Origin of the sequence: Prochlorococcus marinus str. MIT 9515 (genome assembly GCF_000015665.1) — a bacterium.
Lineage (GTDB): Bacteria > Cyanobacteriota > Cyanobacteriia > PCC-6307 > Cyanobiaceae > Prochlorococcus_A > Prochlorococcus_A marinus_P.
On sequence record NC_008817.1, the window covers coordinates 101,967 to 128,130 of the forward strand.

35 protein-coding genes are annotated in these 26,164 nt (G+C 30.5%); 18 read left to right on the forward strand and 17 right to left on the reverse strand.

Features of this window, described 5'->3' with window-relative positions; all coding sequences use genetic code 11:
* Positions 1 to 35 precede the first annotated feature (35 nt).
* Both P9515_RS00475 and P9515_RS00480 read left to right on the forward strand, forming a co-directional pair.
* A complete protein-coding gene (locus P9515_RS00475; RefSeq protein ID WP_011819423.1) occupies positions 36 to 374 on the forward strand; it encodes a hypothetical protein in 339 nt (112 codons plus the stop codon).
* A gap of 35 nt (positions 375 to 409) precedes the next feature.
* Positions 410 to 640: a hypothetical protein gene (locus P9515_RS00480; protein WP_011819424.1), complete on the forward strand. Its 231-nt coding sequence runs from the start codon at positions 410 to 412 to the stop codon at positions 638 to 640.
* Here P9515_RS00480 and P9515_RS00485 read toward each other — a convergent pair.
* Positions 608 to 790 (reverse strand): hypothetical protein, encoded by a 183-nt coding sequence (locus tag P9515_RS00485; protein ID WP_011819425.1) that lies wholly within the window; start codon positions 788 to 790, stop codon positions 608 to 610. The two genes, P9515_RS00480 and P9515_RS00485, sit on opposite strands and share 33 nt — an antisense overlap.
* A gap of 69 nt (positions 791 to 859) precedes the next feature.
* Between P9515_RS00485 and P9515_RS00490 the strand changes: the two genes are divergently transcribed.
* Both P9515_RS00490 and P9515_RS09565 read left to right on the forward strand, forming a co-directional pair.
* Positions 860 to 2,482, forward strand: a complete 1,623-nt coding sequence (locus P9515_RS00490) for an ABC-F family ATP-binding cassette domain-containing protein (RefSeq protein WP_011819426.1) — start codon at positions 860 to 862, stop codon at positions 2,480 to 2,482.
* A 159-nt stretch (positions 2,483 to 2,641) separates the two neighbouring features.
* Complete coding sequence (locus P9515_RS09565; protein ID WP_187146032.1) at positions 2,642 to 2,785, forward strand: hypothetical protein; 144 nt, start codon at positions 2,642 to 2,644, stop codon at positions 2,783 to 2,785.
* Positions 2,786 to 2,792: 7 nt separating this feature from the next.
* Here the strand turns inward: P9515_RS09565 and P9515_RS00495 are convergent, their stop codons facing one another.
* The gene (locus P9515_RS00495) at positions 2,793 to 3,887 is read right to left on the reverse strand and encodes a trypsin-like peptidase domain-containing protein (RefSeq protein WP_225867089.1); all 1,095 of its coding nucleotides are present in this window, start codon (positions 3,885 to 3,887) and stop codon (positions 2,793 to 2,795) included.
* Between the two features lie 195 nt (positions 3,888 to 4,082).
* On the opposite strand from P9515_RS00495, the gene P9515_RS00500 reads away from it, so the two are divergent.
* The 3 genes from P9515_RS00500 (at position 4,083) to P9515_RS00510 (ending at position 4,979) form a co-directional block, all read left to right on the forward strand.
* Positions 4,083 to 4,346 (forward strand): DUF2973 domain-containing protein, encoded by a 264-nt coding sequence (locus tag P9515_RS00500; protein ID WP_011819429.1) that lies wholly within the window; start codon positions 4,083 to 4,085, stop codon positions 4,344 to 4,346.
* Positions 4,347 to 4,377: 31 nt separating this feature from the next.
* The gene (locus P9515_RS00505; protein ID WP_011819430.1) at positions 4,378 to 4,761 is read left to right on the forward strand and encodes a hypothetical protein; all 384 of its coding nucleotides are present in this window, start codon (positions 4,378 to 4,380) and stop codon (positions 4,759 to 4,761) included.
* A gap of 71 nt (positions 4,762 to 4,832) precedes the next feature.
* Positions 4,833 to 4,979, forward strand: a complete 147-nt coding sequence (locus P9515_RS00510; protein WP_011131731.1) for a high light inducible protein — start codon at positions 4,833 to 4,835, stop codon at positions 4,977 to 4,979.
* A gap of 28 nt (positions 4,980 to 5,007) precedes the next feature.
* Here P9515_RS00510 and P9515_RS00515 read toward each other — a convergent pair whose 3' ends face one another.
* From P9515_RS00515 to P9515_RS00535, 5 genes are all read right to left on the reverse strand, one after another.
* A complete protein-coding gene (locus P9515_RS00515; RefSeq protein WP_041710534.1) occupies positions 5,008 to 5,334 on the reverse strand; it encodes a hypothetical protein in 327 nt (108 codons plus the stop codon).
* A 32-nt stretch (positions 5,335 to 5,366) separates the two neighbouring features.
* Positions 5,367 to 6,278, reverse strand: coding sequence for a YihY/virulence factor BrkB family protein (locus tag P9515_RS00520; RefSeq protein WP_041710672.1), 912 nt, complete (start codon positions 6,276 to 6,278; stop codon positions 5,367 to 5,369).
* Positions 6,279 to 6,366: 88 nt separating this feature from the next.
* Positions 6,367 to 7,167, reverse strand: coding sequence for an inositol monophosphatase family protein (locus tag P9515_RS00525; RefSeq protein ID WP_011819433.1), 801 nt, complete (start codon positions 7,165 to 7,167; stop codon positions 6,367 to 6,369).
* Between the two features lie 2 nt (positions 7,168 to 7,169).
* Complete coding sequence (locus P9515_RS00530; protein WP_011819434.1) at positions 7,170 to 8,600, reverse strand: TolC family protein; 1,431 nt, start codon at positions 8,598 to 8,600, stop codon at positions 7,170 to 7,172.
* Entirely contained in the window at positions 8,593 to 10,005 is a 1,413-nt protein-coding gene (locus P9515_RS00535; RefSeq protein WP_011819435.1) for a TIGR03279 family radical SAM protein, read from the reverse strand. Before P9515_RS00535 ends, P9515_RS00530 begins: the two co-directional genes overlap by 8 nt.
* A 228-nt stretch (positions 10,006 to 10,233) precedes the next feature.
* Between P9515_RS00535 and P9515_RS00540 the strand changes: the two genes are divergently transcribed.
* Positions 10,234 to 10,959, forward strand: coding sequence for a DUF3120 domain-containing protein (locus tag P9515_RS00540; protein ID WP_011819436.1), 726 nt, complete (start codon positions 10,234 to 10,236; stop codon positions 10,957 to 10,959).
* A complete protein-coding gene (gene nadB, locus P9515_RS00545; protein WP_011819437.1) occupies positions 10,959 to 12,626 on the forward strand; it encodes an L-aspartate oxidase in 1,668 nt (555 codons plus the stop codon). The genes P9515_RS00540 and nadB overlap by 1 nt, the downstream gene beginning before the upstream one ends.
* Here nadB and P9515_RS00550 read toward each other — a convergent pair.
* Positions 12,616 to 13,551, reverse strand: a complete 936-nt coding sequence (locus P9515_RS00550) for a vitamin K epoxide reductase family protein (RefSeq protein ID WP_011819438.1) — start codon at positions 13,549 to 13,551, stop codon at positions 12,616 to 12,618. The two genes, nadB and P9515_RS00550, sit on opposite strands and share 11 nt — an antisense overlap.
* Before the next feature lie 107 nt (positions 13,552 to 13,658).
* Between P9515_RS00550 and rimO the strand changes: the two genes are divergently transcribed.
* Complete coding sequence (gene rimO, locus P9515_RS00555; protein WP_011819439.1) at positions 13,659 to 15,023, forward strand: 30S ribosomal protein S12 methylthiotransferase RimO; 1,365 nt, start codon at positions 13,659 to 13,661, stop codon at positions 15,021 to 15,023.
* Between the two features lie 8 nt (positions 15,024 to 15,031).
* Here the strand turns inward: rimO and petL are convergent, their stop codons facing one another.
* The 5 genes from petL to P9515_RS00580 form a co-directional block, all read right to left on the reverse strand.
* On the reverse strand, positions 15,032 to 15,124 hold the full coding sequence (gene petL, locus P9515_RS00560; protein WP_011131741.1) for a cytochrome b6-f complex subunit PetL: 93 nt from the start codon (positions 15,122 to 15,124) through the stop codon (positions 15,032 to 15,034).
* 66 nt (positions 15,125 to 15,190) lie between these two features.
* Entirely contained in the window at positions 15,191 to 15,577 is a 387-nt protein-coding gene (locus P9515_RS00565; protein WP_011819440.1) for a DUF4346 domain-containing protein, read from the reverse strand.
* A 52-nt stretch (positions 15,578 to 15,629) separates the two neighbouring features.
* Positions 15,630 to 16,796: a GNAT family N-acetyltransferase gene (locus P9515_RS00570; protein WP_011819441.1), complete on the reverse strand. Its 1,167-nt coding sequence runs from the start codon at positions 16,794 to 16,796 to the stop codon at positions 15,630 to 15,632.
* Positions 16,797 to 16,808: 12 nt separating this feature from the next.
* Entirely contained in the window at positions 16,809 to 17,471 is a 663-nt protein-coding gene (locus P9515_RS00575; RefSeq protein ID WP_011819442.1) for a RibD family protein, read from the reverse strand.
* On the reverse strand, positions 17,468 to 18,394 hold the full coding sequence (locus tag P9515_RS00580) for a 6-pyruvoyl trahydropterin synthase family protein (protein ID WP_011819443.1): 927 nt from the start codon (positions 18,392 to 18,394) through the stop codon (positions 17,468 to 17,470). Before P9515_RS00580 ends, P9515_RS00575 begins: the two co-directional genes overlap by 4 nt.
* A gap of 50 nt (positions 18,395 to 18,444) precedes the next feature.
* Here P9515_RS00580 and P9515_RS00585 point away from each other — a divergent pair, with 50 nt between their 5' ends.
* Positions 18,445 to 19,002 carry a shikimate kinase gene (locus tag P9515_RS00585; RefSeq protein ID WP_011819444.1) on the forward strand — a complete coding sequence of 186 codons (558 nt, stop codon included), beginning with the start codon at positions 18,445 to 18,447 and terminating at the stop codon, positions 19,000 to 19,002.
* Here the strand turns inward: P9515_RS00585 and P9515_RS00590 are convergent.
* Positions 18,999 to 19,256, reverse strand: a complete 258-nt coding sequence (locus P9515_RS00590; RefSeq protein WP_011819445.1) for a CRR7 family NDH-1 assembly protein — start codon at positions 19,254 to 19,256, stop codon at positions 18,999 to 19,001. The genes P9515_RS00585 and P9515_RS00590 overlap by 4 nt on opposite strands.
* On the opposite strand from P9515_RS00590, the gene P9515_RS00595 reads away from it, so the two are divergent.
* On the forward strand, positions 19,255 to 19,965 hold the full coding sequence (locus P9515_RS00595; RefSeq protein WP_011819446.1) for a DUF6816 family protein: 711 nt from the start codon (positions 19,255 to 19,257) through the stop codon (positions 19,963 to 19,965). The genes P9515_RS00590 and P9515_RS00595 overlap by 2 nt on opposite strands.
* Here the strand turns inward: P9515_RS00595 and P9515_RS00600 are convergent.
* On the reverse strand, positions 19,952 to 20,677 hold the full coding sequence (locus P9515_RS00600) for a glutathione S-transferase family protein (protein WP_011819447.1): 726 nt from the start codon (positions 20,675 to 20,677) through the stop codon (positions 19,952 to 19,954). The genes P9515_RS00595 and P9515_RS00600 overlap by 14 nt on opposite strands.
* Before the next feature lie 54 nt (positions 20,678 to 20,731).
* Here P9515_RS00600 and P9515_RS09255 point away from each other — a divergent pair, with 54 nt between their 5' ends.
* Genes P9515_RS09255 through P9515_RS00615 form a run of 3 tightly spaced genes read left to right on the forward strand, consistent with a single transcriptional unit; the run spans position 20,732 to position 22,123 of the window.
* Positions 20,732 to 20,935, forward strand: a complete 204-nt coding sequence (locus tag P9515_RS09255; protein ID WP_011819449.1) for a DUF751 domain-containing protein — start codon at positions 20,732 to 20,734, stop codon at positions 20,933 to 20,935.
* A 5-nt stretch (positions 20,936 to 20,940) separates the two neighbouring features.
* Positions 20,941 to 21,339: a 30S ribosome-binding factor RbfA gene (rbfA, locus tag P9515_RS00610; protein WP_011819450.1), complete on the forward strand. Its 399-nt coding sequence runs from the start codon at positions 20,941 to 20,943 to the stop codon at positions 21,337 to 21,339.
* Positions 21,326 to 22,123, forward strand: a complete 798-nt coding sequence (locus P9515_RS00615) for a uroporphyrinogen-III synthase (protein ID WP_011819451.1) — start codon at positions 21,326 to 21,328, stop codon at positions 22,121 to 22,123. The genes rbfA and P9515_RS00615 overlap by 14 nt, the downstream gene beginning before the upstream one ends.
* Here the strand turns inward: P9515_RS00615 and P9515_RS00620 are convergent.
* Both P9515_RS00620 and zds read right to left on the reverse strand, forming a co-directional pair.
* The gene (locus P9515_RS00620; protein WP_011819452.1) at positions 22,116 to 22,586 is read right to left on the reverse strand and encodes an SRPBCC family protein; all 471 of its coding nucleotides are present in this window, start codon (positions 22,584 to 22,586) and stop codon (positions 22,116 to 22,118) included. The two genes, P9515_RS00615 and P9515_RS00620, sit on opposite strands and share 8 nt — an antisense overlap.
* Positions 22,587 to 22,588: 2 nt before the next feature.
* Complete coding sequence (gene zds / locus P9515_RS00625) at positions 22,589 to 24,043, reverse strand: 9,9'-di-cis-zeta-carotene desaturase (protein WP_011819453.1); 1,455 nt, start codon at positions 24,041 to 24,043, stop codon at positions 22,589 to 22,591.
* A 98-nt stretch (positions 24,044 to 24,141) separates the two neighbouring features.
* On the opposite strand from zds, the gene P9515_RS00630 reads away from it, so the two are divergent.
* The 3 genes from P9515_RS00630 to P9515_RS00640 are packed head-to-tail and all read left to right on the forward strand — an operon-like array spanning position 24,142 to position 26,163.
* Positions 24,142 to 24,534, forward strand: a complete 393-nt coding sequence (locus P9515_RS00630) for a HesB/IscA family protein (protein WP_011819454.1) — start codon at positions 24,142 to 24,144, stop codon at positions 24,532 to 24,534.
* 9 nt (positions 24,535 to 24,543) lie between these two features.
* Positions 24,544 to 24,972: a tetratricopeptide repeat protein gene (locus tag P9515_RS00635; protein ID WP_011819455.1), complete on the forward strand. Its 429-nt coding sequence runs from the start codon at positions 24,544 to 24,546 to the stop codon at positions 24,970 to 24,972.
* Positions 24,973 to 26,163 (forward strand): lipid-A-disaccharide synthase-related protein, encoded by a 1,191-nt coding sequence (locus tag P9515_RS00640; protein WP_011819456.1) that lies wholly within the window; start codon positions 24,973 to 24,975, stop codon positions 26,161 to 26,163.
* Position 26,164 lies beyond the last annotated feature (1 nt).

Below are 26,164 nucleotides of genomic sequence, written 5' to 3' on the forward strand. Positions count from 1 at the left end.
ATATGCCTTTGATCAATTAGTTCCTTGCTCACATCATGAAAAATTCAAGAAAACTTGATTCGTCTCAAAGACCAATAATTGATAAAAAGAAAAAAAAATTTATACAGTCTGAGTCTCTAAACAATGAAAATAGTGATGTATTAGTATCTGCAGTGATCAGTCCGTATTTATTGACACATCTTCATCAAATTCTTCAGCGTTCTGAATATTATGCTCAGAAAGATGGAAGGATATCGCATGCAGCAAATTTTGCGAAGCTAAGAAAAGTTCTTTGTTTAGATGCTAGAAGTATGGCAGATGCCTCCGCTAAAGAAATCAAGGATACTGATCATGATTTATCTATAAATAAATATAATGAACAAAATGTAGCTTGAGGTAATACTCTATTGATATCGACAAACAAAAACTTATGACTAGAAATGTTGAAAAACTCTATAATTTGATTGCAAATGACTCTAAAAAAAAACAAAGTTTATTTTTGATGGCTCTAAATAATCCAAAATCAGCACTTGAAAAAATTTGCGAGATTGGTAGAGAATTAGATATACACGTTACTAAAGAGGAGGTGATTGAATACTTGGAAACAGTTGATGATGAAGCAACAAAATTATGGTTGATTAAGGCTCGAGGAGGACTTTAGTAGAGGTTTTATGACAGCTTCTTCAGTTGTTATTGGTTTTGATCTTTTGTTATATCCACCACCACCAGCTAAAGTCCAAAAAAACCAATAACTGGGTATTGCTAATGCTGCAGCTATGAAAATTACTACAATTTGTTCTATTCTTTTCATATCATAATTTTATTCCACATTTCTTTTTTTTGTATAAAGTCTCTATTTTTGTAAATTCAATTTTTTAAAGTGATTAGATTTGATAACGTAAGCAAAATTTATTCTACCGATACTGTTCTCAAAAATATCAATTGGGAGATTAAGAGGGGAGAAAAGATAGGCTTAGTTGGTTCTAATGGGGCAGGCAAATCGACCCAATTTAAAATCTTAATTGGAGAGGTAGATCAAACCAGTGGAGTAGTTCTTAAAGAAGGCAGTCCAAAAATTTCTCACTTAAAACAGGAATTGGATTGTAATTTAAGTCGAACAGTTAGAGAGGAATTAGAAAGTTCTTTTAAAGATATTCAATTAGTTTCAAATAAACTTCTAGAAATTGAAAATGAAATGAAACTTTTAGAGTCTAGAAAAGACACTGCAAAACTTAATCATCTTGTACATCAACTATCAAAATATCAAGAAAAATTTGAAGTTTTAGGTGGCTATCAAATGCAAGCAGAAGTGGAGAAGATACTACCAAAACTAGGATTTTCTCAGGAAGATGCAGATAAATTAGTAGGTAATTTTTCAGGTGGTTGGCAAATGAAAGTAGCTCTTGGCAAAATTATTTTGCAAAAACCTGATTTGCTTTTACTCGATGAGCCAACTAATCATTTAGATTTGGATACAATTTTTTGGCTAGAGGAATATTTGATATCTCTGAAAATAGCAATAATATTAATTAGTCATGACAGATATTTCCTAGATAAATTATGTAAGAAGATTATTTTTATAGAAAGAGGTATTTCTGAAACATACAATGGTAATTATTCTTTTTTTGTTGAGCAAAAGTCTTTAAATGAAGAATCTCAAAACAAAGCTTTTGCGTTGCAGCAAAAAGAGATTGCAACACAAAGAAAGTATATTGAAAGATTTCGCGCTAGTGCTACAAGGAGTACTCAAGCTAAAAGTAGGGAGAAGCAATTAAAAAAGATTACAAAAATTGATGCGCCTATTTCAAGATTAAAAACTCCTTCTTTTAGTTTTCCTGAGTGTCCTCGTTCCGGTAAATCAGTTCTCCAAATTAAGAATTTATCTCATAGCTTTGAGGATAAAATACTACTTTTTGATGTTAATCTAAAGGTTTCTGCGGGAGAAAAAATAGCAATTTTAGGCCCTAATGGATGTGGTAAATCTACTTTGCTTAAGTTGATTATGAAAAAAATAGAACCTGAGATTGGAGAAGTTAATCTAGGTAAACACAATATAATTACAAGTTACTATGAGCAAAATCAGGCTGAAGCCCTTGCTATTGAAAAACAAGTTATTGATTTAATATATTCAAAAGCACCAGATTGGACTCAACAAAAAGTAAGAACATTCTTAGGAAGTTTTGGTTTTCATAATAACGCGGTTTTTAAATATGTTCAACAACTTAGTGGTGGCGAAAAAGCCAGATTAGCATTGGCTTTGATGATTATGAATCCAAGTAATTTTTTACTTCTTGATGAACCTACAAATCATTTAGATTTACAATCTAAAGAAAATCTAGAACTTGCAATTAATAATTATAAAGGTACAGTATTTGTGATTTCTCATGATAGATATTTTATTTCCAGAGTTGCAAATAGAATTATTGAAATTAAAGAATCTAAATTATTATCTTTTAACGGTAATTATGAATATTTTTTAGAGAAAAAAAGGATTAAAAAATAGTTATTCGTAATTACGATTAAGTATTTTTTCTTATTTTGGAAGCAATTAATCTTTTTAGAAAACTTTACAATCCTCTAGGCAAGATCACTTATTTATCTTTACATATTTCTAGTCATTGTTTAATGTAATAATTATCAATTTATGTTATTTAAAATACTTATGAAAAAGTATGATTATAAAGAAAATAATTATGTTACAAGTGATCCTGTAGAAAGTTATTTTGAATGTATTTCTAGCTGTGATATTACTGATGGTATTTGCATCTCAAAATGTGTAGAAATACTAAGAGATGATGAAAGTTAAAAACTTTTTATTTTCCTGATAAATTACTTATATCAGTTGGTTTAACTTTTAATTTAATAAGTTTATTTTTTCTTTTGATGATTATATTTAAATAATTATTAATTCCATTATTAGTTATTTCATTTATAACATCTGAAGAATTTTGAACATCTTTTTTACCCACTTTAATAATTACGTCATTAATATAGAATCCACTTTTATCGGCAGGACTATTTGGGACAACATATCCTACTTTCACAATATTTTTTTTAATCTCAAAAGAATTTTGATCTATTAAATTAATTCCAATCATAGGATGAATTACTCGCCCATTGTTGATTAGTTGTGAAGCGATATCTTTAGCTTTATTTATTGGAATGGCAAAACTGAGACCTGCTCCAGGTCCTGATCTAATCAAAGTATTAATTCCAATGACCTCTCCAGCACTATTTAATAATGGTCCTCCAGAATTGCCGGGGTTAATTGCAGCATCTGTCTGGATTAATTCAAATTTTTTATCGTATATTCCTAATTCTGAGACATTTCTATTTAAATTACTAATTATTCCTAGAGTGACTGTATTTTCGAGTCCAAAAGGGTTTCCCACAGCTATGGCCCAATCACCGACTTCTATTTTTGAAGAGTCACCTAATTTTGCTTTTGGCCAAGGACCTCGACCTTGGAGCTTAATCACAGCTAGATCAGTAAGTGAATCTTGTCCTATTAACTTCCCTTCATATTTTGTCCCATTTGATAAGCCAACTATTACTTTTTTAGAGCCATTAACAACATGCGCATTTGTCATTACTAGACCATCTTCGAATATAAATCCACTTCCCTGACTCTGTTCTATTCTTGGTTGATATTCGCGAGGTAATTGTAATCCAAAAAATCTTTCGAAATATGGGTCAATGAAAATTCCTGAATCTCTGGAAAATTGTTTATTTTTTACTAATCTTTGAGTGTCAATAGTTACTACAGATGCCCCTGTTTTCTTAATTGCTTTTGTTATGAACGATATATTTGCAATTTTAGATTTTTCATCAAGAGTTTGATTTCTTATCGGCTGTGATATTACTTGCGGTTTATTTAGTAAACCAAAAGTTAAATAGGATATAAACATTAGTCTATTAAAAGAGTATTTCCTTGTTTTTATTTTTCTTAATGCCTTAAAAAACATTCTTTGTATTTTTATATTGATTGTTAATCATAATTATATAAATAGGCATAATTATTTGGAATAAAGAAGATATTGTTGCATAAAAATAACTAAATTTATTTTTTTCGAGCTATTATAGTTTCTATATAGCATAGATAAATGTCTCTTTTGTTCCCAATTATTTATTCAGCTGCTCTTACGTATCTCGTATGGAAAGCTTTTAGAGTGATGTCAAATGGTTGGGGATTATTCGATAAAGAACAAAACAGATCTTATAATACTAAAATTAGACAAAATAAATATACTATTCATCCAGAGCTTCTCGATAAATCTGGAAATATAACTCAGGAAGAATTACTAACTGTAAGGTTTTCTAACGATACAGACTCTACTCTTGAAGAAAAAGGAACTACAACTGACTAAATTCATTTTATAAATTTATAAGGAAAAAAAATTGGAATCAAGAACTAAAATTGTTTCGGGAGTTATAAGATCATTAAAACTGCCACCTAGATTTCTTCTTAAAATGGTTAAAGATGATCCCGTGAGATTAGAGTTAAGCTTAACTCCTTCTTATGGTAAAAACCCGGTGATAGTAGGTTTAGTCGAGTCTCTAGATCTAGTTGCGAGAAGAGATAGAGAAGGCAGAATGCCTAGAGATCTACAAGGCACTTGGGATTGGACTGTTAGGCATGGAAAAGTAAGCACTGGAGGTTGGAACCCAATGCTCAAAGAAGCACTTCAAACAATGTTTGAAACAGGATTGCCTGCCATAATATACGAAGAATTAACTGGAGATGAATATAAACCAGTCGATGGAATCAGACATGTTAGATAATTAACAATTAATTTTTCCATAAATCCAACCGCCAAACGCTAAAATAATAAAGATACTCACAATTATTTATTATGAATGAGGATAATCAACCAAGATTTGGTTTTGTAAATTTTGCAGAAACATGGAATGGCAGAATGGCCATGATGGGTATATTAATAGGTTTAGGAACAGAATTGATTACAGGTCAAAGTATTTTAAGACAAATTGGGATTGGTTAAATTTTACTAAGGAAAAATCAAAATTCAGTCAGTTAATTTCTTCTGCTTTTACTTCAATAGTAGCTTCACTTGGTTTTTTAAATTTTTCGAAATTTTTTGAATTTATATCACTTAAATCTGCTCCACATCTTGAGCAATCATTATTTATTCCTAATGATATATTCCCACATTGATCACAAATATTAATTTTAGACTTCAAGGAATTAAAGCTTATTAATGTAGTTAACAATATTAAAAGAGGTACTAAAAATATAAGCAGTAAGATATTTCCTAATAAATTAAATAAAAAATTAAATCCAAAAACTGGAATAACTATTAGAAACATAAGAAAATAAATTACTAATTGTTTATTCATTTTATTAAGCAAATCATATCACTATTGTTCATTTACTTATTTCTCCTTCTATTTATTAAACTCATACTTGCTATAACAACGCTCCAGCATTGTCCAAAATATAAAATAACTCCTAATAGCCATACCCATAAAGTTAGTACTAAAAATCCTCCAATAAAACCATATGCCTGAAATCTCACTCCAAGGGAAAGAATACTTTTACTAACTGCAAGATTAAGAGTTGTCAGACCAATTCCAATTAGTATGGAACCAGGAATTAATGGTTTTAAAGGAACTTTTCTACTTGGTAAAAGAGCTTGAAGTAACAGAGCCATTAATGAAAATCCTATAAGTGGAAAAGCAAATTTGCCAACTTGTAAGAGTGGTAATTTCATAAATAAATCAGAAAAAATATTACTAGACTTTGATAAGTTTTCTAAAACTGTTGTGGGAATCATTCTGAGATTTGCACTTATTTGATCTAATACCATTAAAAAACCTACAAAAAACACTATCAAGAAAGCTTCAATTCTATTTCTAAGAAATCTTGAGGCTTGCTCTTGCCACGCAGAGTTTACTCGCCTAGAAGGCAGTTCGTCTTCCCATAGCCTATCTGAACCTCGTTGAAGTGATAAGTAAGCGTTGCCTGCAGTGAATAGTAAAAACATTGCTCCTAAAATTCCTGCTCCAAAACCTTGATCAATTAATTTGAATAATGTTGTTTCAACTAATTCAACAACGGATGGAGGTAAAATTTGAGCGGCAATAGATATAATTTCTTGATCTAAGCCTTCTTGTTTGCCTAGAAACCAAGAAGCTATTGAAAGAGAAATAAGAAGTATAGGAAAGAATGACTGAAGTGTGTAATATGCAAAAGCAGCGCTTAAATCAATACAATCTGATTTACTCCATCTTTCACAGGCTCCCCATAAACTTTTAATAATCCATGTTGAGCTGCGCTGCATATCAATTCTCTTCAAATACTCCTCCAATATCATATTTATTGTATCTAATAGGGATATTTTTCAAGTCTTTTATATATTTATGATTCAACTATTTTTCAATTAATAAATCACCCCATGGCCTTAAAACTTTAATTTTTTCTTGGTTCCAAGAAGCAATTAAGGGGAAATTAGTATCTTTTAAGTCTTGTTCTGCAGACAAATGCATTGGATTCGTTTCTAACCATTCGATAGAACAGTTAAGCTCCTCGAGTATTAGCCATGCTGCAGCAATATCCCATATTTTTGGAGTTGATTCTATGGCTCCAAAAGTCTGTCCCATTGCTACGCTCGTTAAATTTAAACTAGACACACCAAGAAGTCTTATTTTTCCGGGAAATATAGAATCAGGTTTCTTTTGTAAAATCTTGATAGATCTACTGCATAAGGATACACATTCACTGTTTTGCTTATGGCTGTTAACTTCTATTTTCTTGTTATTGAGCCAAACACCCCTTCCTTTGATTGCTACAAATTTTTTCTTTAATGTAGGAATAATTAGAAAAGAGGATTGAGGGTTGCCATTTACAAATCTTGCTATTGATATAGACCAATATGGTATTCCTGCAGCGAAATTTGTCGTACCATCTAAAGGATCTACTATCCAATAAGCATTTGTTTTAGGAACTAACTTACCTCCCTCTTCACTGAGCACTCCCTCATCAGGAGCAATTATAGATAGAGCCTTTACAATCGTTTTATCGCTCCATAAATCACAACTTGTAACTAATGAACCGTCTGACTTGTTACTTGCACTAATGTTCCCAAAGTCTTTTAATTGGCGATCACTCACCAGTTCAAATAATGAATCTAAATCTTTTAACTGTTGATCGGTTAAATTATTTTTATTCATATTCAAATATTGCAAATAGATTTAATATCATTATTTATGAAACCATTGCTTTCATCACAAATATTACTTATCTCAAGATAAGTCAATCTCTCTAATTCATCCAAATTTAAATTGTAATTATAAATTGCATCAATATTTTTTGAATTAGCATTACTCAATTCTTTTTGTCTTACAAGAACATCTTTCAATGTCGATATTCCTACCTCATATCTTAATCTTGCTAGTCTTAGAGATTCTTCTGTAGAAGATATTTCTTCTAGAGAGGATATAATTTTTTCTTCATTTAATTTTAAATTCAAATAAGCTTTACTAATTTTGGATTTAATAACATTTTCAAGATTTCTATAAGAGTAATCTTCTGATTGAGCATCGGCTATGCTTGATTTATATAAATTTTTATTTTGCCCACCATCAAAAATATTCCAACCAAAGTTTAAGCTGACAGTATTTGTATAGGCAGATCCAGATTTTCCAGAATCTATTTGGACTGCTAAAGAATCACCCTTTGAAAATGAAGTAGTTAATACATTACTTATATAAACATTTGGTTTATAAGTGTTTAGATAATTTTTTGCTTGATTTTCTTTGATTGCTTTTTGAAGAGTAATATTTTTCAGAGAAAGACTCTTAAGTAAACCTTCATTTATGTTCTTATTTAATTTGTGGTTCCAGAAACCTATTAATTTTTGCTTTTTATTTATGTCGAAATCACCATTTATATTTAAGATTTCTTTAAGTGCAATTTTGTTGATCTGATTTTGAATTTTTTTTTCATTTAGTGTTTGCCTATCTCTAGATAATTGTGCATTAGCTTCTAGAACTTCAAATTTAGTGCCTATACCCGCATCAAATTTAGACTTAGCATCTTTCAAACTAGTAACTGATAAATCAAGAGAGGATTTTTTGTTTTTAATATCTTGATAAGATTTTTGTAGTTTGTGGTATCTAGATTTTGCTTCTTGAATGAGGTCTTTCTTTTTAATCTCATAATTATTTCTTGCTATCGCATAATTATTTTTAGCTATTTGAATTTCAGATCCTCTTAAAGGATCTATTAAGTCTAATCTAATATTAAGGGATGGATTTGCAGAGAATTGAGAGGTCTTCGTAGTTGATGAGGTACTGTTATAGTTTTTTCCTGAAACATATTTTGGAAATCCACTGGCTTGCAAATCTAATGAAGGATATCTTTTAGCAATTTTACTCGAAAGAGTAAAAGTCGATGAATCGACTAGATTTTCTAATGCCTTAAGTTCTTGATTATTTTTTAAAGTAATATTTTTTATTTCTGAATAATTAAGGAATATTTGGGTTTCGTTTTCTTCTAGGATTGCTTCAATATTATTGTTAGAGCCACTTAATACTGCTTTTTGAGAATTAATAAATAAAAAAAGTGGAAAAAATAAGACTGGATGTATAAGTTTTCTAAGCATAATCAAGTATTTTATAAGTATTAGATATACCAATTAGATTATTAATAATATCATTTGTATCATCAAGAACGTGAATATTAGTTTTCAGTTTATTTGAAACTTCAGTTATATTTTTGTCATCTAAAAACAAATCACTATTAAGTTTTAGCATGATTGATGGTATGAAAATACTTTCTCCTAAATCCTTATTCTGTAGTCCAGCAATTAAATCTTCACCAGTTAAAAGCCCTGTCACAACTTGATCTTGACCCCAATAAATACTTGGTAAGCCATATAGATTTATTGTTAGTCCATTAATTTTATTAAGTTTTCGTACTGTTGGAAGTAGTGCTTCGTAAACTAATTTCCCAACAATCCAACTGACTTTTCTTTGTTTATCTATTTTTTCAGGCAGAGATTTTGTTTTAGTTTCTAATATTTTAAGAAAGCTTCGTATTGAGCCTACTCCATTAGATTCTTGGGGCATATTTTCATATGTTGTATAACTTGGTAATTTGCGACCAGCTATTAAGTACCATTCGTCTGCAAGCCAACAAAAGCGAGTACCAATTCTTTGTTGAAGAGAGGTTTGAATTTTTTCCACTTGTTTAATAATTTCTTTTGCATATTCTTTTCCTATTGGTAATAAGCCATCATTTTCAGGCCTGAACTTAGTAAGACCTACTGGAACTATTGCTGTAGAAAGTACTGTTTTAAAACTTTTTTTATGAAATTTTGCAAGATCATAAATAGATTTTTCTAAGATCTTACCATCGTTAATTTTGGGACATACAACTATTTGAGCATGTATTTGAATTGAATTTTCCTCTAACCATTCAATTTGATTTAGAATTTGACTTGCTTTTTTATTTTTTAATAATTGTTCTCGGGTTTTTGGGTCGGTAGCATGTATTGAAATAAAAAGCGGGGATAGTTTTTGAGTAGATATTCTGTTCCAGTCATCTTTGTTTAGATTTGTAAGTGTTAGATATGAACCATACAAAAAACTCAATCTATAGTCATCATCTTTTACATAGAGACTTTTTCTTTTGCCATTTGGTTGTTGATCGATAAAGCAAAACGGACACTTATTATTACACTGTTTTATTGAATCAAACAATGCTTCTTTAAAATTAATGCCTAAATTATCGTCTTGATCTTTTTCAATACTAATATTGTGGATTTTCTTATATTTATCTAATACCGATATATCTAAAATTTCTTCACTAATTAGGATTTGGTAATCAATCAAATCTCTTGGTTTCTTCCCATTAATACTAATAATTGAATCACCTGATTCGAAGCCTATTTCTTCAGCAATAGAATTATTCTCAACACTTTCTATTTCTGCTGGATTAATTTGGGATTTAATTTCTGGAATCAAAAAATCATTAGAATTTTCCTTAGAATTAATTTCTTTCCACACAATTAAAGGCCAAACTTTTAACTTTATACTTATTGTAAACTCATATAAGACTCAAAGTATATTAAATACTCTTAAAATACTAAATATGTTTAATTTATTTCAACTATTAAATTAATAAAATATGTCATCTGCAGTTTTATTAAAATAGATCGAAACTAGTTTACGAATTTTAAAAGCTTTAATGCATTGGAAGAATTAATTACTAAAAATTCAGATGTGAAAACCAATATGAAACCCAGCTTTCATGATGAATTTGATACCCCTAAAAGTACTTTTTTATCTAGACCAATTGCTTTGAGGCTATGGGCGTCTTTTTTTGTGATTTTACCAATTTTTGTTCAGGCACCATGGGTCAGATTCGAACCTATTAGTGCTCTTTGTGCTACTTTTATTATCCTTTTTGTATCTTTTTTATTATCCAGAAAAGAGGCAGATAAATGGTTTATTGTAGGCTCTTTATTACTGGGAGTGTCTGGGAGTTGGCTTGGAGGTTGCTTATTTTGGGGATGGCTGAGTGCTTATCCTATTCTCCATATCCCAGTTGAGGCTGTAGCATTGCCTCTTGCGATGGTGGGACTTGGAACAAAATGGAAAATCGGTTCAAGTTTTTATATATCGTCTTTATTCGGAACAGCGATTACAGATTTATCAATTTTTTTGACAGGAATAATGGATCAATGGAAGGAGGTTATTACTGCGGACTCAGATAATGCTCCATTAATACTTCAGAAAACTTCCGAAAATCTAATTCAGTTAAAATCTTTGTCCATTATAATTTTGGCGGCATTTATATTGTGGTTCATATCAAAAGAAATTTTTAATGCTGCTATACCTAATTCGAAAAATGAGAAAGCTCTTTTAGTATCAAGTTATGTAATTCAAACCACTTTGATTGTTGATGGTATTTTTATTATTCTCGCAATTATTCAACCAACATTTAGTGGTTTAGTTTAATGTTAAGGCAACCATTTTCGCAAGAAGCAATATCTATTGATAAGTGGGACGTGATCGTTATTGGTGCAGGAGCAGCGGGTTTAATGACTTGTTTGGAATTGCCAGAAAATTTAAATGTTCTTCTTTTAAATAGAAATACAAGTAAAAGATCTTCGAGCAGATGGGCCCAAGGAGGGATTGCATCAGTAGTAAGACCTGAAGATTCTTTTGCTCTTCATGTAGAAGATACCTTAAAAGCTGGAGATGATTTGTGTGATAAATCTGCAGTTGAAATGCTTGTTAGTGAAGCTCCCGGCTGCGTTGATAGGTTGCAAAATTTAGGTATGATTTTTGATCAGAGCTCTGATCAATTGGCAACAACTTTAGAAGCTGCCCACTCTTGTAGAAGAGTTTTACATGTTAAAGATCGAACAGGTAGAGCACTTGTAGAGGTATTAGAAGATCATATCGAAAACAAAGAGAATATTTTGCATTGTAGAGGTGTGAGAGTAACAGAATTGCTTATTGAAAACCAAGTATGTACTGGAGTTCAAGTATTAGATGGATCTAATTTATATTGGATTACTTCTAAAGCTGTTGTTTTAGCTACGGGCGGAGGCGGACACTTATTTACCAATACTACAAATCCTGCCCAATCTTCAGGAGAAGGAATTGCTCTCTCATGGAAAGCTGGAGCTGCAATTGAGGATTTAGAATTTATACAATTTCATCCTACAGCTTTAAAGTTTTATGGCTCTCCTTGCTTTTTAATATCTGAAGCCCTTCGAGGAGAGGGCGCAGTTCTTGTTGATAAGAATGGCGAAAGCCCAGTAAGGCATTTACAAAATGGCGATTTGGCAACAAGAGACCAAGTTAGTAGAGCAATTATGAATAGTATGCAAGAAAATGATATTGATCATGTTGGCCTAGATTTAAGATTTATTGATCCAAAAAAAATTGTAGAAAGATTTCCTACAATCATTAGTAGATGTCAAGATTATGGAGTTAATCCTTTGACGGAGGTCATTCCTGTTGCGCCGGCGGCTCATTATTGGATGGGAGGCGTTCATACTGATTTGGATGCATCTTCTACAGTCAAAGGCTTATATGCCGTAGGAGAAGTAGCCTCTACAGGCGTGCATGGTGCAAACAGACTAGCTAGTAATTCGCTGATGGAATGCCTTGTATTCGCACGAAAATTGTCTTCAATTGAGTTGAATTCTCCTTTCAACTTGAGAAGGCTAGATAGACATAATAAGGAAATTTATATGGATAGTCCAAAGGAGGATTTTATCTCAAGTATTTCAGAGAAAATTAATAGTTTAAGAAAATCATGCTGGTCTCATTTAGGGGTCTCCCGCAATAAAAAAAGTATGATCGAACTATTAAAAATTCTTCAAGAAGAGAAAGATGAAATACAAAAAAATCCGTTGCTTGAGTGTCTTAAGAAAATAGAAATTGATCAGAAATTGAAATTAAGTGAACCAAATAGGCGAGCTCTTAATCTATTGCTTGATTTGAATAATAGACAAATTACGACATTATTATTATTAAAAGCTTGTCTTTTTCGAGAGGAAAGTCGAGGTGGGCATTATAGGGACGATTATCCTTCTAAAGAAAAAATTTGGGAATGTCATACTAGGCAGCAATTAAATCACAAAATAATTAAAAGGTTTATTAAAAATTAGAATCTCCTTCATATCCAGTAATGGTTGCCAATTCATTTAAATCTTTAACACCACTATATATCTCACCGTTAATTTCCCATGATGGAAACCCTTCAATCTGTTTTTCTCTGCAAAGTTTATATTGATTATCTTTTCCATCTTTGGCGCACTCTATAACTGTTAATTCTTTAACTGCTTTTTTGCCAAATAATTTTTTTTGATCAAGGCAATGAGGACACCAATATGCACTAAACATTTTAATGTTATTATCACTAAGAAATTTAGCAAACTTTACTTTTTGGGGAGAGCTTAATGTGGTGATTGCAGGGGATACTTTTTCTGAGCTATTAGAAATATCAATTGCATTAGAAGGGTCAACATTATTAGACCATATCAATCCACCTATAAGAACTGTTAAAAAAACAATAAATCCACGAAAAAACATAGGTTCCCGACTTTCAAACTTTGCACCAATCATAGAGAAAATAAAAATGGAAATAGATATAATTGCCGAAAGTATACAAAAAAAACAATAAGCCTTGATTTTAAAAAACATTATATTTATCAATAGGATGCTAAAAACAGAAGAAGCACAAGAGATTAAAAATATTAACCACCATAGAAGCTTGTTTAATTTTTCTTTGTGAGAAATTATATTCAGTGATAAAAATATTGAAAATCCTAGTATCAAACTATAAGTAATAACCCCTGCTAATGAGAGGGGAATATTAAATTGACTATTCTCAAATAATGTACCCCAAGGGCTATTTAAAACTTTTTCACAACCATTATTAATTCCAGGACATGAAAGAGATTTCAATACTCCCCAATTTTTTAATGTAATTGAACCTGTATCAACTAATCCAATGGTGCTAATAACAGCAATTATAATTTTTGGCCATTTTAAATCTTTTTTATTTCTACTTTTTAAAGTCTTAATAGCCATAGATTTTAAATGTTTGTATTTTTCAGAATCTGTCCTAATATTATCTTTGAACGGGACTTATAAACAAATTTCTTTGTTAATTATTTCTTATATAATATCTAAATTACGTGAAGCAAAGTAATAAAAATGTAAAGGATAAAAATATTACAAAGGTTGCTTTTAGTCATGTGGGGTGTGAAAAAAATCTTGTTGATACTGAACATATGCAAGGTTTATTAGACAAAGAGGGATATGAGGTAGGTAATAATTTAGAGGATGCGAAAGTGGTAGTTGTTAATACTTGCAGTTTTATAGAAACAGCTAGAGAAGAATCTATAAGGAAGATACTTGAATTTACTGATCAAGGCAAACAGGTAATAGTAGCTGGTTGTATGGCGCAGCATTTTAAAGAAGAACTTTTAAAAGAAATTCCTGAAATCAAGGCTTTAGTAGGAACAGGTGATTATCAGAAAATTGCAAAGGTTATGAATCGAGTAGAAAAAGGTGAAATTGTTAATGAAGTTTCAAAGGTACCTGAATTTATTGCAGATGAAAAAATCCCACGTTTGATAGATCAAAAAAAATTTGTTGCTTATCTTCGTATCGCTGAAGGTTGCGATTATAACTGTGCATTTTGCATCATTCCCAAATTGAGAGGACCTCAACGAAGTAGGACTATTGAATCTATAATCTTAGAAGCAACAAATCTTGCAAATCAAGGGATTCAAGAAATAATACTTATTAGTCAAATTACAACAAATTATGGTCAAGATATTTATGGTAAACCCTCTTTAGCAAGACTCTTGAAAGAACTTTCTAAAGTTTCAGTTCCTTGGATACGAATTCATTATGCATATCCAACTGGATTAACTGATGAAGTGATAAAAGCTTTTAAAGATTCAAATAATATAGTCCCCTATTTTGATCTACCTTTACAACACAGTCATTCAGATGTTCTTAAGAGTATGAATAGACCTTGGCAGGCCTCTTTAAATGAATCAATTTTAAGTAAAATAAGAGATCAAATACCATCCGCTGTATTAAGAACAAGCTTAATTGTGGGTTTTCCTGGAGAAGAACAAAAACATTTTCTACATCTTTTAGATTTTCTGCATAAGCATAAGTTTGATCATGTTGGAGTTTTTATTTTTTCTCCGGAAGAAGGAACAAGTGCGTTTGATTTGCCAAATAGAGTACCATCGGAAATAGCTGATGCAAGAAAAGATAATATAATGTCAATCCAACAAAATATTTCAAAGAAAAAAAATCAATTATATGTAGGTACTAAAGTCAAAGTATTGGTAGAAAAAATATCTAAGAATAACGAACTAATAGGACGCTCTTATCACTTCGCACCGGAAATAGATGGAAATGTAATTTTATCTATTAAAAAAAATGTGATTGAGAACAATTATGTCGGTAAATTTGTTGAAGCAAATATTTGCTTTGCAGATGAATATGATTTATATGGGGAAGTAATAAATATCTTATAAATTTTCCTCTAAATTAATTTAACTGCTCTTAAAAGTTTATCTAATAAAAAAGCGGCACCGAATCCGAAACCAAGAAATGCAAAATAGAAAATAATGTTCATTTATCTCTTTATGTTTTTATTTAATTTAGCATCCCAATAAAAATTAGAATTTTTTCGTTTAATTTCTTAATCTTGGACATAGGTTAACTGTTTGTACAAACATTCTTCGGCTTTTTGTAATTCTCGTCCTAAATATAAAGCATGATCAAATCTAGATATTAGATCATTACGCTTTTCGGTTATTGCTATCCCAATCTCTTTAGCACTTATTCCTGTAAAGGTCTCATTACAAGTTTTGATTTCTCTTGAGTCACATTTAATAGGTTCATTAGTTTTTGGATCTAGTGCATACCCCTCTTCATTAATAGTATTCAAATAATGTTCCAAGATAATATGTTTTTTCTCTATATCTATCTTTATTATGAAATATCCATTTGGGTCTAGCTCAATATATCTATTAGATAAATTATTATCTATTTCTATTTTTTTCTCCAATATTTTAATAAAATCCATCTTCACATTTTTAATAAAGTTACATTATTAATATAGGCAAAGATCTAGTCATTTAATTTTTATTTTCTTTAAAAGGGATAGAATTATTTTCCAATTTAATTTCTTGCATAGTTTGAAAATTAACTTTATCTAACCAAGGGGTAATTATATCTTCCATATTTTTATTGAACCATTTGTGAAAACTTTTAGTACCTTTTGCATAAAAACCTCTTCTTCTTTTGTGTTTACCCCCTGCACCAGGATCAAAACTTTCAATCTTATTTGTTATGGCCCACTCAATAGGTTGGTAATAGCATAATTCAAAATGTAAGTTAAGTATTTCTTCTTGACTACCCCAATATCTACCCCAAATATTTTTTTTATTTTTCACACACATTGACATTGCAATTGTTCTTTCAGAATCATTTCTTGAAGCACTAAAAAATAATAGATTTTGTTTGTTTTCAAGAATTTTTTCGAAAAACTCGGATGTGAGATATTTGCTGCCCCATACTCCCCATCTCAAACAATGTTGTTCGTAGAAATTATGCATTTTTTGAACTATTTCAAGATTTATACTCTCTTCTGTATGAATTTTAATCTCGAGATTTTGTTTTGAAATTGATTTTCTTTCTTTTTTGATATTTTTTCTTTGATTAGAGTTGAACCTTAATAAGAAATCATCAAATGATTTTTCTCCATTAGTTTTCCATTCACTACTTGTATTGATCCATTCTTTATATCCTAAGGATTTGAGATGTTTGCCCCAATTTTCGTTTACGTATAAAAAATTGCAACTTAAGATATTATTTTTTAAAGCAAAGTTATCAATATGTTTGATTAATGAATTTGTAATCGGCGCTTTGTTTTTAGTCTCTTTGTATAGAAATTCATATCCATTAATAGGACTATAAGGACTCATCCCAATTAGCTTAGGATAATAATTCAAATTTAAATCTTGAGCTAATCTTGCAAAGGATTGATCAAAAATAAATTCTCCGTAACTATGATTTTTAAGAAAAAGTGGAGCTATTCCGCAAATTTGTTCATTTTGATAAGCAACAAAATATAAAGGTTGCCATCCAGTTTCTCTTGAAACACTTTTCGATAATTCAAGGTTATAGAGCCATTCCCATTCATAAAATGGGTTATTAATTTCTTTTCTTAATTCATTCCAAGTTTTTTTATTTATTTCTTGAATAGATAGTTTAATTTCAACTTTGTGCTCAATATGATTCATATTTTCTTTACTTTAATCATCTTTAATGTTTCTTGTGTAATGAATATATATTTCATTTTTATCCAATTCTTGAATTGATTTTATTTTCCAAAATTGCTTCAAATTAAAAATTTTACTTGTTTGTTCAGCAGGTATCCATGTAAATTTTCCTCCGATTATTCTTGGAGCTATTGTAATTTTAATTTCATCAATCAAATCTTCTTTTATAAAAGAATTTATCAGCTTTGCTCCACCAAGAAGTGCCAGACGATTGATTCCAGCTTTTTTAATACTTAACAAAGTTTCACTCCAAGAATTATTGTAGAAAATTTCTTTTTCAAAATCTATATTTTTAAGTACATCTTTTTTATTAGAGCTGATTAACCATCTTTTAATTGGTTGTTGAAAATAACTCCAATCTTTTTCAAATGTTTTGCTATTAGAAGCGACTATAGAAATAGGCTGAGTTTTTGAAATTTTTATTTCGCCATTTTTACAATAATTTTTTACTAAATATGTACTTTGGTGAGCTTTTAATGTTCCCAAACCAAAAATTGTAGCGTCAACTTTTGATAAGTGTTCGTCTAGCATTTTTTTATCTTCTTTACTTCCAAGATGAGATTCACCTCCAGTTGGGAAGGCAATTCTTCCATCTAAACTAGAAGCGATAATGATCGCTACGCTTGGAGTGTTCAAGCTTGAGCAACTAAAGCGTTCGCAATATTTTTTTGCAAAGAATTTGGTAAGCTTTGCTCAACATAAATTTCGGCGGCATTATTCGGACTCTCTTGCAGTTTTATCTTGTGTAGATTTGCTCCAATGTTTTTAATCGGAGATGAAAGAATATCAGAAATGTGTAGTGCAATATTTTCACATGTTGGGACGCAAGTTTTAAAATATTCGATATCTTTGTTTAAAAAAGTGTGGTCAAACTGTTCAACTACAAGATCATCAATAATTGTTTGTAATGAGGGTAAATCACAAATCATCCCCGTTCTTGGATCAATTTGCCCTCGTACAGTAACATCGAGAAAATAATTATGTCCATGTCCATTAACTCTGGCACATTTACCATATATTTTCTTGTTTTCATCAAGAGAAATCTCATCTTTAGCTAATCTGTGAGCAGCATTAAAGTGACTTTGAATTGTTAATAAAGCTTCCATGTTTTTTCCAGAATAATCTGCCCATAAAGTTGGGCTTTCATAAAGTCTTATATTTGTGAGAGGTAGGTCATCTTTTAAACGATTCCAAATAACTTTAACTAGAGCCTCAGTAGTTGGAAGAATGCCATCGTGACTATGAATATTAAATTCAGGCCATACATCATTTAAAAAACGAAAATCTAATTGTTCAGTAACCTTATTCTTAATAGAATGTTTTACATCAGAAAGATTAAGGACCATTCCATACGAGTCAAGTTCCCCACCCATTGATACAATGAGTTCATAATTATGGCCATGTCCTGGAGCTATACTACATTTCCCAAAAAGAGAGAAATTATCCTCTAAGCTTTTTTCAGGAAGCCAATAACGATGACTCGAACTAAAACAGGCACGTCGAGTTATAACGCATTCACGTCCCTGGCCATGTAATGGTTTGGTATGTGTAAAAGTCATAAATGTCTGTAATAATACTATCTTAAGGTTTTATATACGCTTTTGTCTGTATGGAAAAATCGATTATTGATAAAACAAACAAAATAATTAAAGGAAGAAGTATATTTTTGATAGGTATGATGGCTAGTGGTAAATCTCAAACTGGCCCAGTATTAGCTAAATTTTTGAGGTACAAATATATTGATTTAGATAAATTAATAGAGAAAATCGTAAAAAAAACAATTATTGAAATGTTCCACGAAGATGGTGAAGAAAAATTTCGAGAACTAGAGACAAATTGCTTAAAAGAAACAATCAAAATTCCCTCTTTAGTAATATCTACTGGTGGAGGTGTTATTGCTAAACCAGAAAACTGGGGAATATTAAGGCAAGGTATTATAATTTGGATTGATACAAAGCAAGAGATTGCTCTTGAGAGACTGCAAAATGATATTGATAATAGACCTTTACTTCAAGGAAAAGATTTAAAAGAATTATATAGTCGTATTTTTCAATCAAGAAAAAATTTATATTCGCAGGCTGACTTAAGAGTTGAGGTTGATAACGAAAACGTTGAAGAAGTTGCAAAAAAAATAATTTATCAAATTCATAACAAAATTATTAATTAATCAGGTTCAACTCGTACAGCAAACCATTTAATAATAAATCCAAATTTTATTTCTAATTCATAAGTGCTTTCTAATAATTCTTCGAGAAATTTCTCATTGGAAAAATCTTTTTTTTGATATATTGTGGATGAATCAATCTGAGTAAGCCAATTTTTCAACCATAAGATTGCTTCTTTTTTAGTTACTATTTTTTCTTTTGAATCTGGTTCAAGTAATACAAAATGGTCTTCAGATCTTATTAATGGATTTGACATGATTAAAAATTTTTTGGGATTAATTATTTTTCTAATTATTCAAGTGCTTTGTGTAAATAATGCATACGCTTTAAATGATAATAATGTAAGAGGATTTTTGGAGGAAAGAGAAAATTCATGGCCAGAGCTATACTTGCCCATTTTTAAATATTCAAATACTTCTAAAGATTTAATTTATCCTAAATGGTTTGAGGGCAATTGGCTTGTAACTTCTCAGGATTTAGAAGATGAATCTCAAGCACCAGTAATATATAAAGTAAATTTTTTTAAAAATAATTTAAATGAAGTTGTTGGCAATCGTTCCAAAAATTCTGAGTCAATTGGAAAGGCAATATTTGGTGAAAATTTGATCAAAGTTGTTAATGATCCTAAATCAATTAATAAACAAATAACTTATTTGAAGGATGATTTATACATTGATTCAAGGATTACAGGAAGAAATCAAATTCAAGATGATGATAAGTTTTTTGCAGATGAATTAGTTATTCAAACTGTTCATAAACCTGGGGCCTCTAGGGTGAATCAGGTCGAAACAATTAGTAAATTTCAAAAATGTAATTCAGGTAATATGAATTCACAAGATCCTCTTAAACCTTATATCTGTGGTGTTCAATATATTGCTACATATGGTTCTAAAGTTGGAGATAGGTCAGTGCATGCAATTAAAACTGGTAAATATAAATTATCGTTTAAATTTATTGAGAGTTAGCACTAAAAATATATTCTTCTATATTATTCCTCCAGATAAATATATTTTCTAAATACGGATTATTTATATATTCTTGACAACCTTCTCCTGAAAGAATGGGTCCTGATGATTTTGGAAATTTAAGAAGAGATAATTGTGCAGCAATTGCAATATCAGCTATTGAGAAGTTATCACCTATTAAATATTTTTTGTTAATTAGGGATTTTGATATTGCCTCTAATATTTTCTGCAGTTCTAAATTGTCTTTAGAAGATAAAACAACATTAGAAATTTTACTAAGATTTTTAAAAGGTAATTTATCAACTAATCCTTTTAATGAGGATGGGATTTCATCTGGAAGTAAAGCAGTACGCAGTTTTGGATTCTCTATTGCTGATTTAATAAGAGCTTTTTTACAAGTTGAGGCCATTGTAGTATCAGCCCAATTTTCTACTAATTTGCATTGTGCAAACAGTAAAGGATCTTCGGGGAAAAGTGGATTGTGATCATTTTTCTTATTAATATATTCGCAAATAAGTGAAGAATCACTAATAATTTGATCGTTATCATCAATGATTACAGGGACTTGTTTTTGACCTGATAACTTAAAGATTTCAAACTGGCCTATGCCTGGTGTAACTTCTTCAACTCTATATTGTAATTTCTTGGCGTGAAGAGCCATTCTTGTCTTTAAGCAAAAAGGGCTATGTCTAAATTGATATAATGTAATCATGCTGTTTAATGTTTGTTAAAACTTAGCTAAAAAAGTAATCTAATTGTGGAGCTAATGGGCCAATTCTTCTCTAATGTTGCAAGATATCCTAAGTATTTAATTTCTATTATTGCAGGAGGATTAGTTGCGCTACTTGAACCTTTGTTTAAAAACAGGTCAAATCCATTTATATTGATCGGTTTAATATCTTCAGTAATAAGTGCCTTCATAACAGTATATTTCGTCTTGCAAGCAATGACTAATCCAATCAACTTATAACTATAATGCCAAATAATTATCGGATTGCAAAAGTTTCTTCTCTGCTGAAAAAGGAGATAACTCTTATTTTACAGAATGACTTGGAAAATGATTTATTAAGGAGTAATTTCATTAGTATTTCAAAAATAGAAGTAACAGGAGATTTGCAATTTTGTAAGATTTATATATCATCAGCTGCTGAAGGAAACATAAGAAAAGAAATTATTGAAAATTTAAATCTTGCTAAGAACTATATAAAACATATTTTAGGTCAAAGAATTGAGATGAGAAGAGTGCCGGAATTAACTTTTAAGGACGATACAGCATTGGCAAAAGGATTGTCAGTTCTAAAGCTCCTCGAGGAATTAAACAATAAAACTCACAATCAAAATTCACAAGTTGAGGAAAATAATGATAACGTCTGAGTTCTCTTTGAAGCAAAAAAATATGATCATTACTCGATCAAAAGATAAGATATCTGATATAAAAAAATTATTCACTAATGAAGGTGCTCAAATATTTGATTTTCCTGCAATTGAGGTTGGATATCCTGATGATTTTAATCCTCTAGATGATGCATTAAGCGAAATTAATGATTTTCATTGGATTATTTTTTCTAGTAGTAATGGAATAAAATTCGTAGATGAGAGATTAAGAAATTTCAATACTTCTCTAAAAGAATGTTCGAAGAAAATTAAAATTGCTGTAGTAGGGGAGAAAACTTCTTTAACTCTAATCGAGTTAGGTATTGAGGCTGATTTTGTGCCCCCAGAATTTGTAGCAGAAAGTTTAATTGAAAATTTTCCTATATCAGGATATGGACTCAGAGTTCTTTTGCCAAGAGTTCAAACAGGAGGAAGGAATTTAATTGCAGATCAATTTAGGAATTCCGGTTCACGTGTTGTGGAAGTTGCTGCTTATGAAACAAGATGTCCTGCTTCAATTCCTAAAGAAACAATCAATGTTATTACTAAAAGAAAGGTTGATGCAATGCTTTTTTCTAGTGGTAAAACAGTATCAAATTCTTCTTTCTTGCTTGAAAAAGAATTTGGAAAAGAATGGTTAACTTTCCTTGATGATGCGAAATTATTAACTATTGGTCCTCAAACTTCAAAAATATGTGAAAAATTTTTTGGCAGAGTTGACGGAGAGGCAGTGAAATATACCTTTGAAGGATTATTAGATGCTGCTATTGATATTTTTAGTTAGTTAATTCATTTTTGTAATTTTTTTCTACCAGATCTCGAAATCTATCAATATTTGCTTGTAATTCATTAGTTACCATTTTGCCTAAGATTTTTTCTTCCATAAAGCGAGCAAGCATTTTAGGTAATTCATAGGTAACAGCTAAGTTTACTGAGGTAAATTTGTCTCCTTTTGATTCGAAAATAACAGATCCTTGAGTTGGTAATCCTCCTATAGATTTCCATTTTAATTTATTTTTCTCTATCCTTTCTGTTATCTGTGCTTTCCATTTAAATTTGAATCCATTAGCAGCTAAAGTCCATTCAGTTAAATCAGGTAAAGTAGATGTTTCTTGATCAACTGTTTTCACGGATTCAATCCAGCTCATCCAGAGTGACATGGAGTCTAAATCACTCCATGTATTCCAAACGTTATCTAATGGCGCATTTACAGTTGTAATTACATCATGCTTAAGCCAAGTACCCATAGTTAACTAACCGCACGATTTTTTGCCAATTCGACTTTCTTATCTAGAATTGCTGCTGCTGCTAGATGACCGCTCATAGTAGCCCCCTCCATTGAATCTATATAGTCTTGTTTTGTATAACTACCTGCCATAAAGAAATTTGATATTGAAGTCCTTTGATCAGGTCTATATGGTTCCATACCTGGACTTTCTCTATAAAGTGATTGTGGAATCTGTACTATATTACTCCAAAGTAATTTAAGATTTTTTGAAGAAGGAAATAGGCGACGGACTTCAGCATCAATTTCTTTTGTGACTTTTTCTTTTGATCTACCCATCCATCGATCACCAGGAGTTAAAACACATTGGAGTAAAGATCCCATTCCTTCCTTTCTATAATCGATGGGACTTGCTAAAGCTAAATCGGCGAAACAGCTGAAAGATGCATCTGCTGAATATAAAAGATTATCCAAACCAGAAGGGTTCTGACTTTTGTTATCATTATTTAGTTCAGTAACCCACCCATCATATCTTAATTGTATTGTTGCAACTGCAACTGCTCTGAGTTTTTTTAAACCTTTAAACTCTTTGAATTGATACCACTCTTTAGGAACTATTTTTTTAATTCCAGGTACATCACAAGCAGCGAGAAATGTATCAGCGAAAACTACCTTATCCCCTTCAGGAGAGGAAATTTTTAGCTGCTTAACCGAATAGGCGGAAGATTCCTTTTCAAAAATAATTTCATCTACCTTATGATTTAGGTGAATTAGGCAACCTTTTTTTGTAATGTAATCAACGATAGGTTGCGTTAGCCATTTATGAGGCGATCCCTTTAAAAGATTAAGTTTAGAGGCTTCAGTCTTAGATGCAAACATCATAAAAATAGTTAACATGCATCTTGCCGAAATGTCTTGACAATTTATAAAACCTAAAGCGTAAGCAATTGGATCCCACATCCTTTCAAGACTTCTAATGCTTCCTCCATGATTTAAAAACCATTCTTTAAAACTTATTTTATCCAAGTCTCTAATAATTTTCATCGCACCTTCATAGTCGATTAACCCTCTTACTATCGGGCTAGTTCCTAAAGCTAATGCATTTCTTAACTTGTCTACCCAAGTCAGTTGTTCTGTTGTGAAAAAAGCCTTCAGTCCGTTAAATGGAGCTCCCAAAGGGAATCTGAAATCTAAAGATTTTAAATTACCACCATTATTGATAAATAAATGAGTATGTTCTTTAGGAAGCAAATTATTTAATGCCCCAACTTTATTCATTAGTTTGAAGAGATTTGCATAGTTATAAAAAAATACATGTAGACCCATCTCTATGTGGTTACCGTCTTTATCTTCCCAACTTCCAACTTTTCCGCCCCAAAATGATCTACTTTCGTAAATCTCGACTTCGTGGCCTGCATCAACTAAATCAACTGCTGCTGTCAATCCTGCTAATCCTGAGCCAACTATTGCAATTTTCACTTTTTTCTGAATTATAACAAATCAACTTTGTATATCGTTTGATATATGCATGATGTATCTATATTTTTTATAGTATATGTAGAGGATTGAATGAATTTATGGAAAATTTAGAAGTAGATGAAAAAATCAAGACATCAGATGATGGTAAAGGGATTTTAATTACGAATGCAGCTATAGAGCAAGTCTCTTTTTTATTAAAGAATCAAACTGACAAAAAAGCTCTCAGAGTGGGAGTAAGGTCAGGAGGTTGTAGTGGTATGAGTTATACGATGGATTTCATTGGTGGGGATCAAATAAATGCAGATGATAAAGTATATGATTATTCACTAAGTTCAGAACAGAGTTTTAAAGTAGTATGTGACCCAAAAAGTTTATTATATATTTACGGTATGCAGTTAGATTTTAGTAAGGATTTAATTGGAGGAGGATTTAACTTTGTTAATCCTAATGCTTCACAAACTTGTGGCTGCGGTAGCTCATTTGCAGTTTAGAATAAAATTATGTTAGATGAAATTAATCCAATTGAATCCGATTTCAATGCTGCTTTATCTAGATATAAAGATGGGAAAGAATTAATACCAATTCTTGAAGATTTTCAAAAAATCATTCAACAAATACCTAATCACTTTGCTGCTTGGACTTGTTTATCTTGGTTGCATCTTCTCTTGAAAAATAATGAAGAAGCATTAGCTGCTGCAAGACAAGCTGTTCGTTTAAATCAACAAGACCCACAAGCAAGGATGAATTTATCTTTAGCTCTTTTGGCTACAAATAATAAAGGTGTTCGAGAGAATGTTGAATTAATTAAAAAAATGTCAATCATGATGCCTGATGTAAAGACTGAGTTGAAAGATTCAGTTGCAGACGGCTTTAATAGATATCCAAATTGGCCAGAGTTAACCAAAATCAATAAATGGCTTGAATTTTGAATGTCCAGAATTTTACTATTAAGTAATGGACATGGAGAAGATTTATCTGGTAGTTTGTTAGCTAAATATTTTGCAAAGCAAGGTGATCTTGTAAATGCTCTTCCTATTGTTGGCGATGGAGAGAATTATAAAAAAGCAAATATAAGGATAATTGGTAAAACCAAAAAATTTAGAACAGGTGGCCTTGGTTATAATTCTTTTAAAGGAAGAATTGCTGAAATATTTGGAGGACAAATCATTTACTTTTTAAAAAAATTATATTTGTCTTATAAAGTAAGAAATAACTATGATTTTTATATTGTTGTTGGAGATATAGTTCCTGTTTTTTTTTCATGGTTTGCAAAAAAAGATTTTTTTACATATTTAGTCGCATATTCAAGCCATTATGAGGGCAAATTGAAATTACCTTGGCCCTGTAAATTTTTTTTATTATCAAAATATTCAAAAAAAATATATGCTCGTGATTTGTTAACAGCAAATGATTTAACTCAACAATTCGGAAAAAAAGTTCTTTTTTTGGGTAATCCATTTATGGATAAATTTTCTGTTTTTTCAAATAAATCAAATATTTCCCCTTCTATTATTGGATTATTTCCTGGAAGTAGATGTCCTGAACTTGTTGAAAATTTAAAAACTATTTTAGAGGTTCTTGAGACAATGTCTGACTTGAAATATTTTGAGAATATTTCTTTCAAATTTGCCATAGTAAAAGCTCTTTCTATAGAAGAAATAACGTATATATTAAATCAAAGAAAATGGATTTTTATAGAAAAAAAAGAAAATACTAATTCTTTAGTATATAAATTCGGATTTATTACACTTTATTTTAATTGGAATTTGTTTGAGGAAATACTATTTAATAGTAAGTTTGTGATAAGTATGGCTGGAACCGCATCAGAGCAAGCCATTGGGTTGGCAAAGCCAGTTATTCAAATTGAAGGTAAAGGTCCGCAGTTTACAAAATCTTTTGCAGAAGCACAAAGAAGATTACTCGGGAGATATGTTTTTTGTTCTACTAATTACATTAATAAAGAAGATCAAATAAATCAGACAATAAATCTTATCCTTCAAGTGATTTATCGGATAAAGCTAGACAAAAATTTTTTGAGTTCTTGCCTTCATAATGCAAATCAAAGAATCGGAGAGTTTAATTCATGTATTGATATCATAAATGATATTAAACGGTCATGAA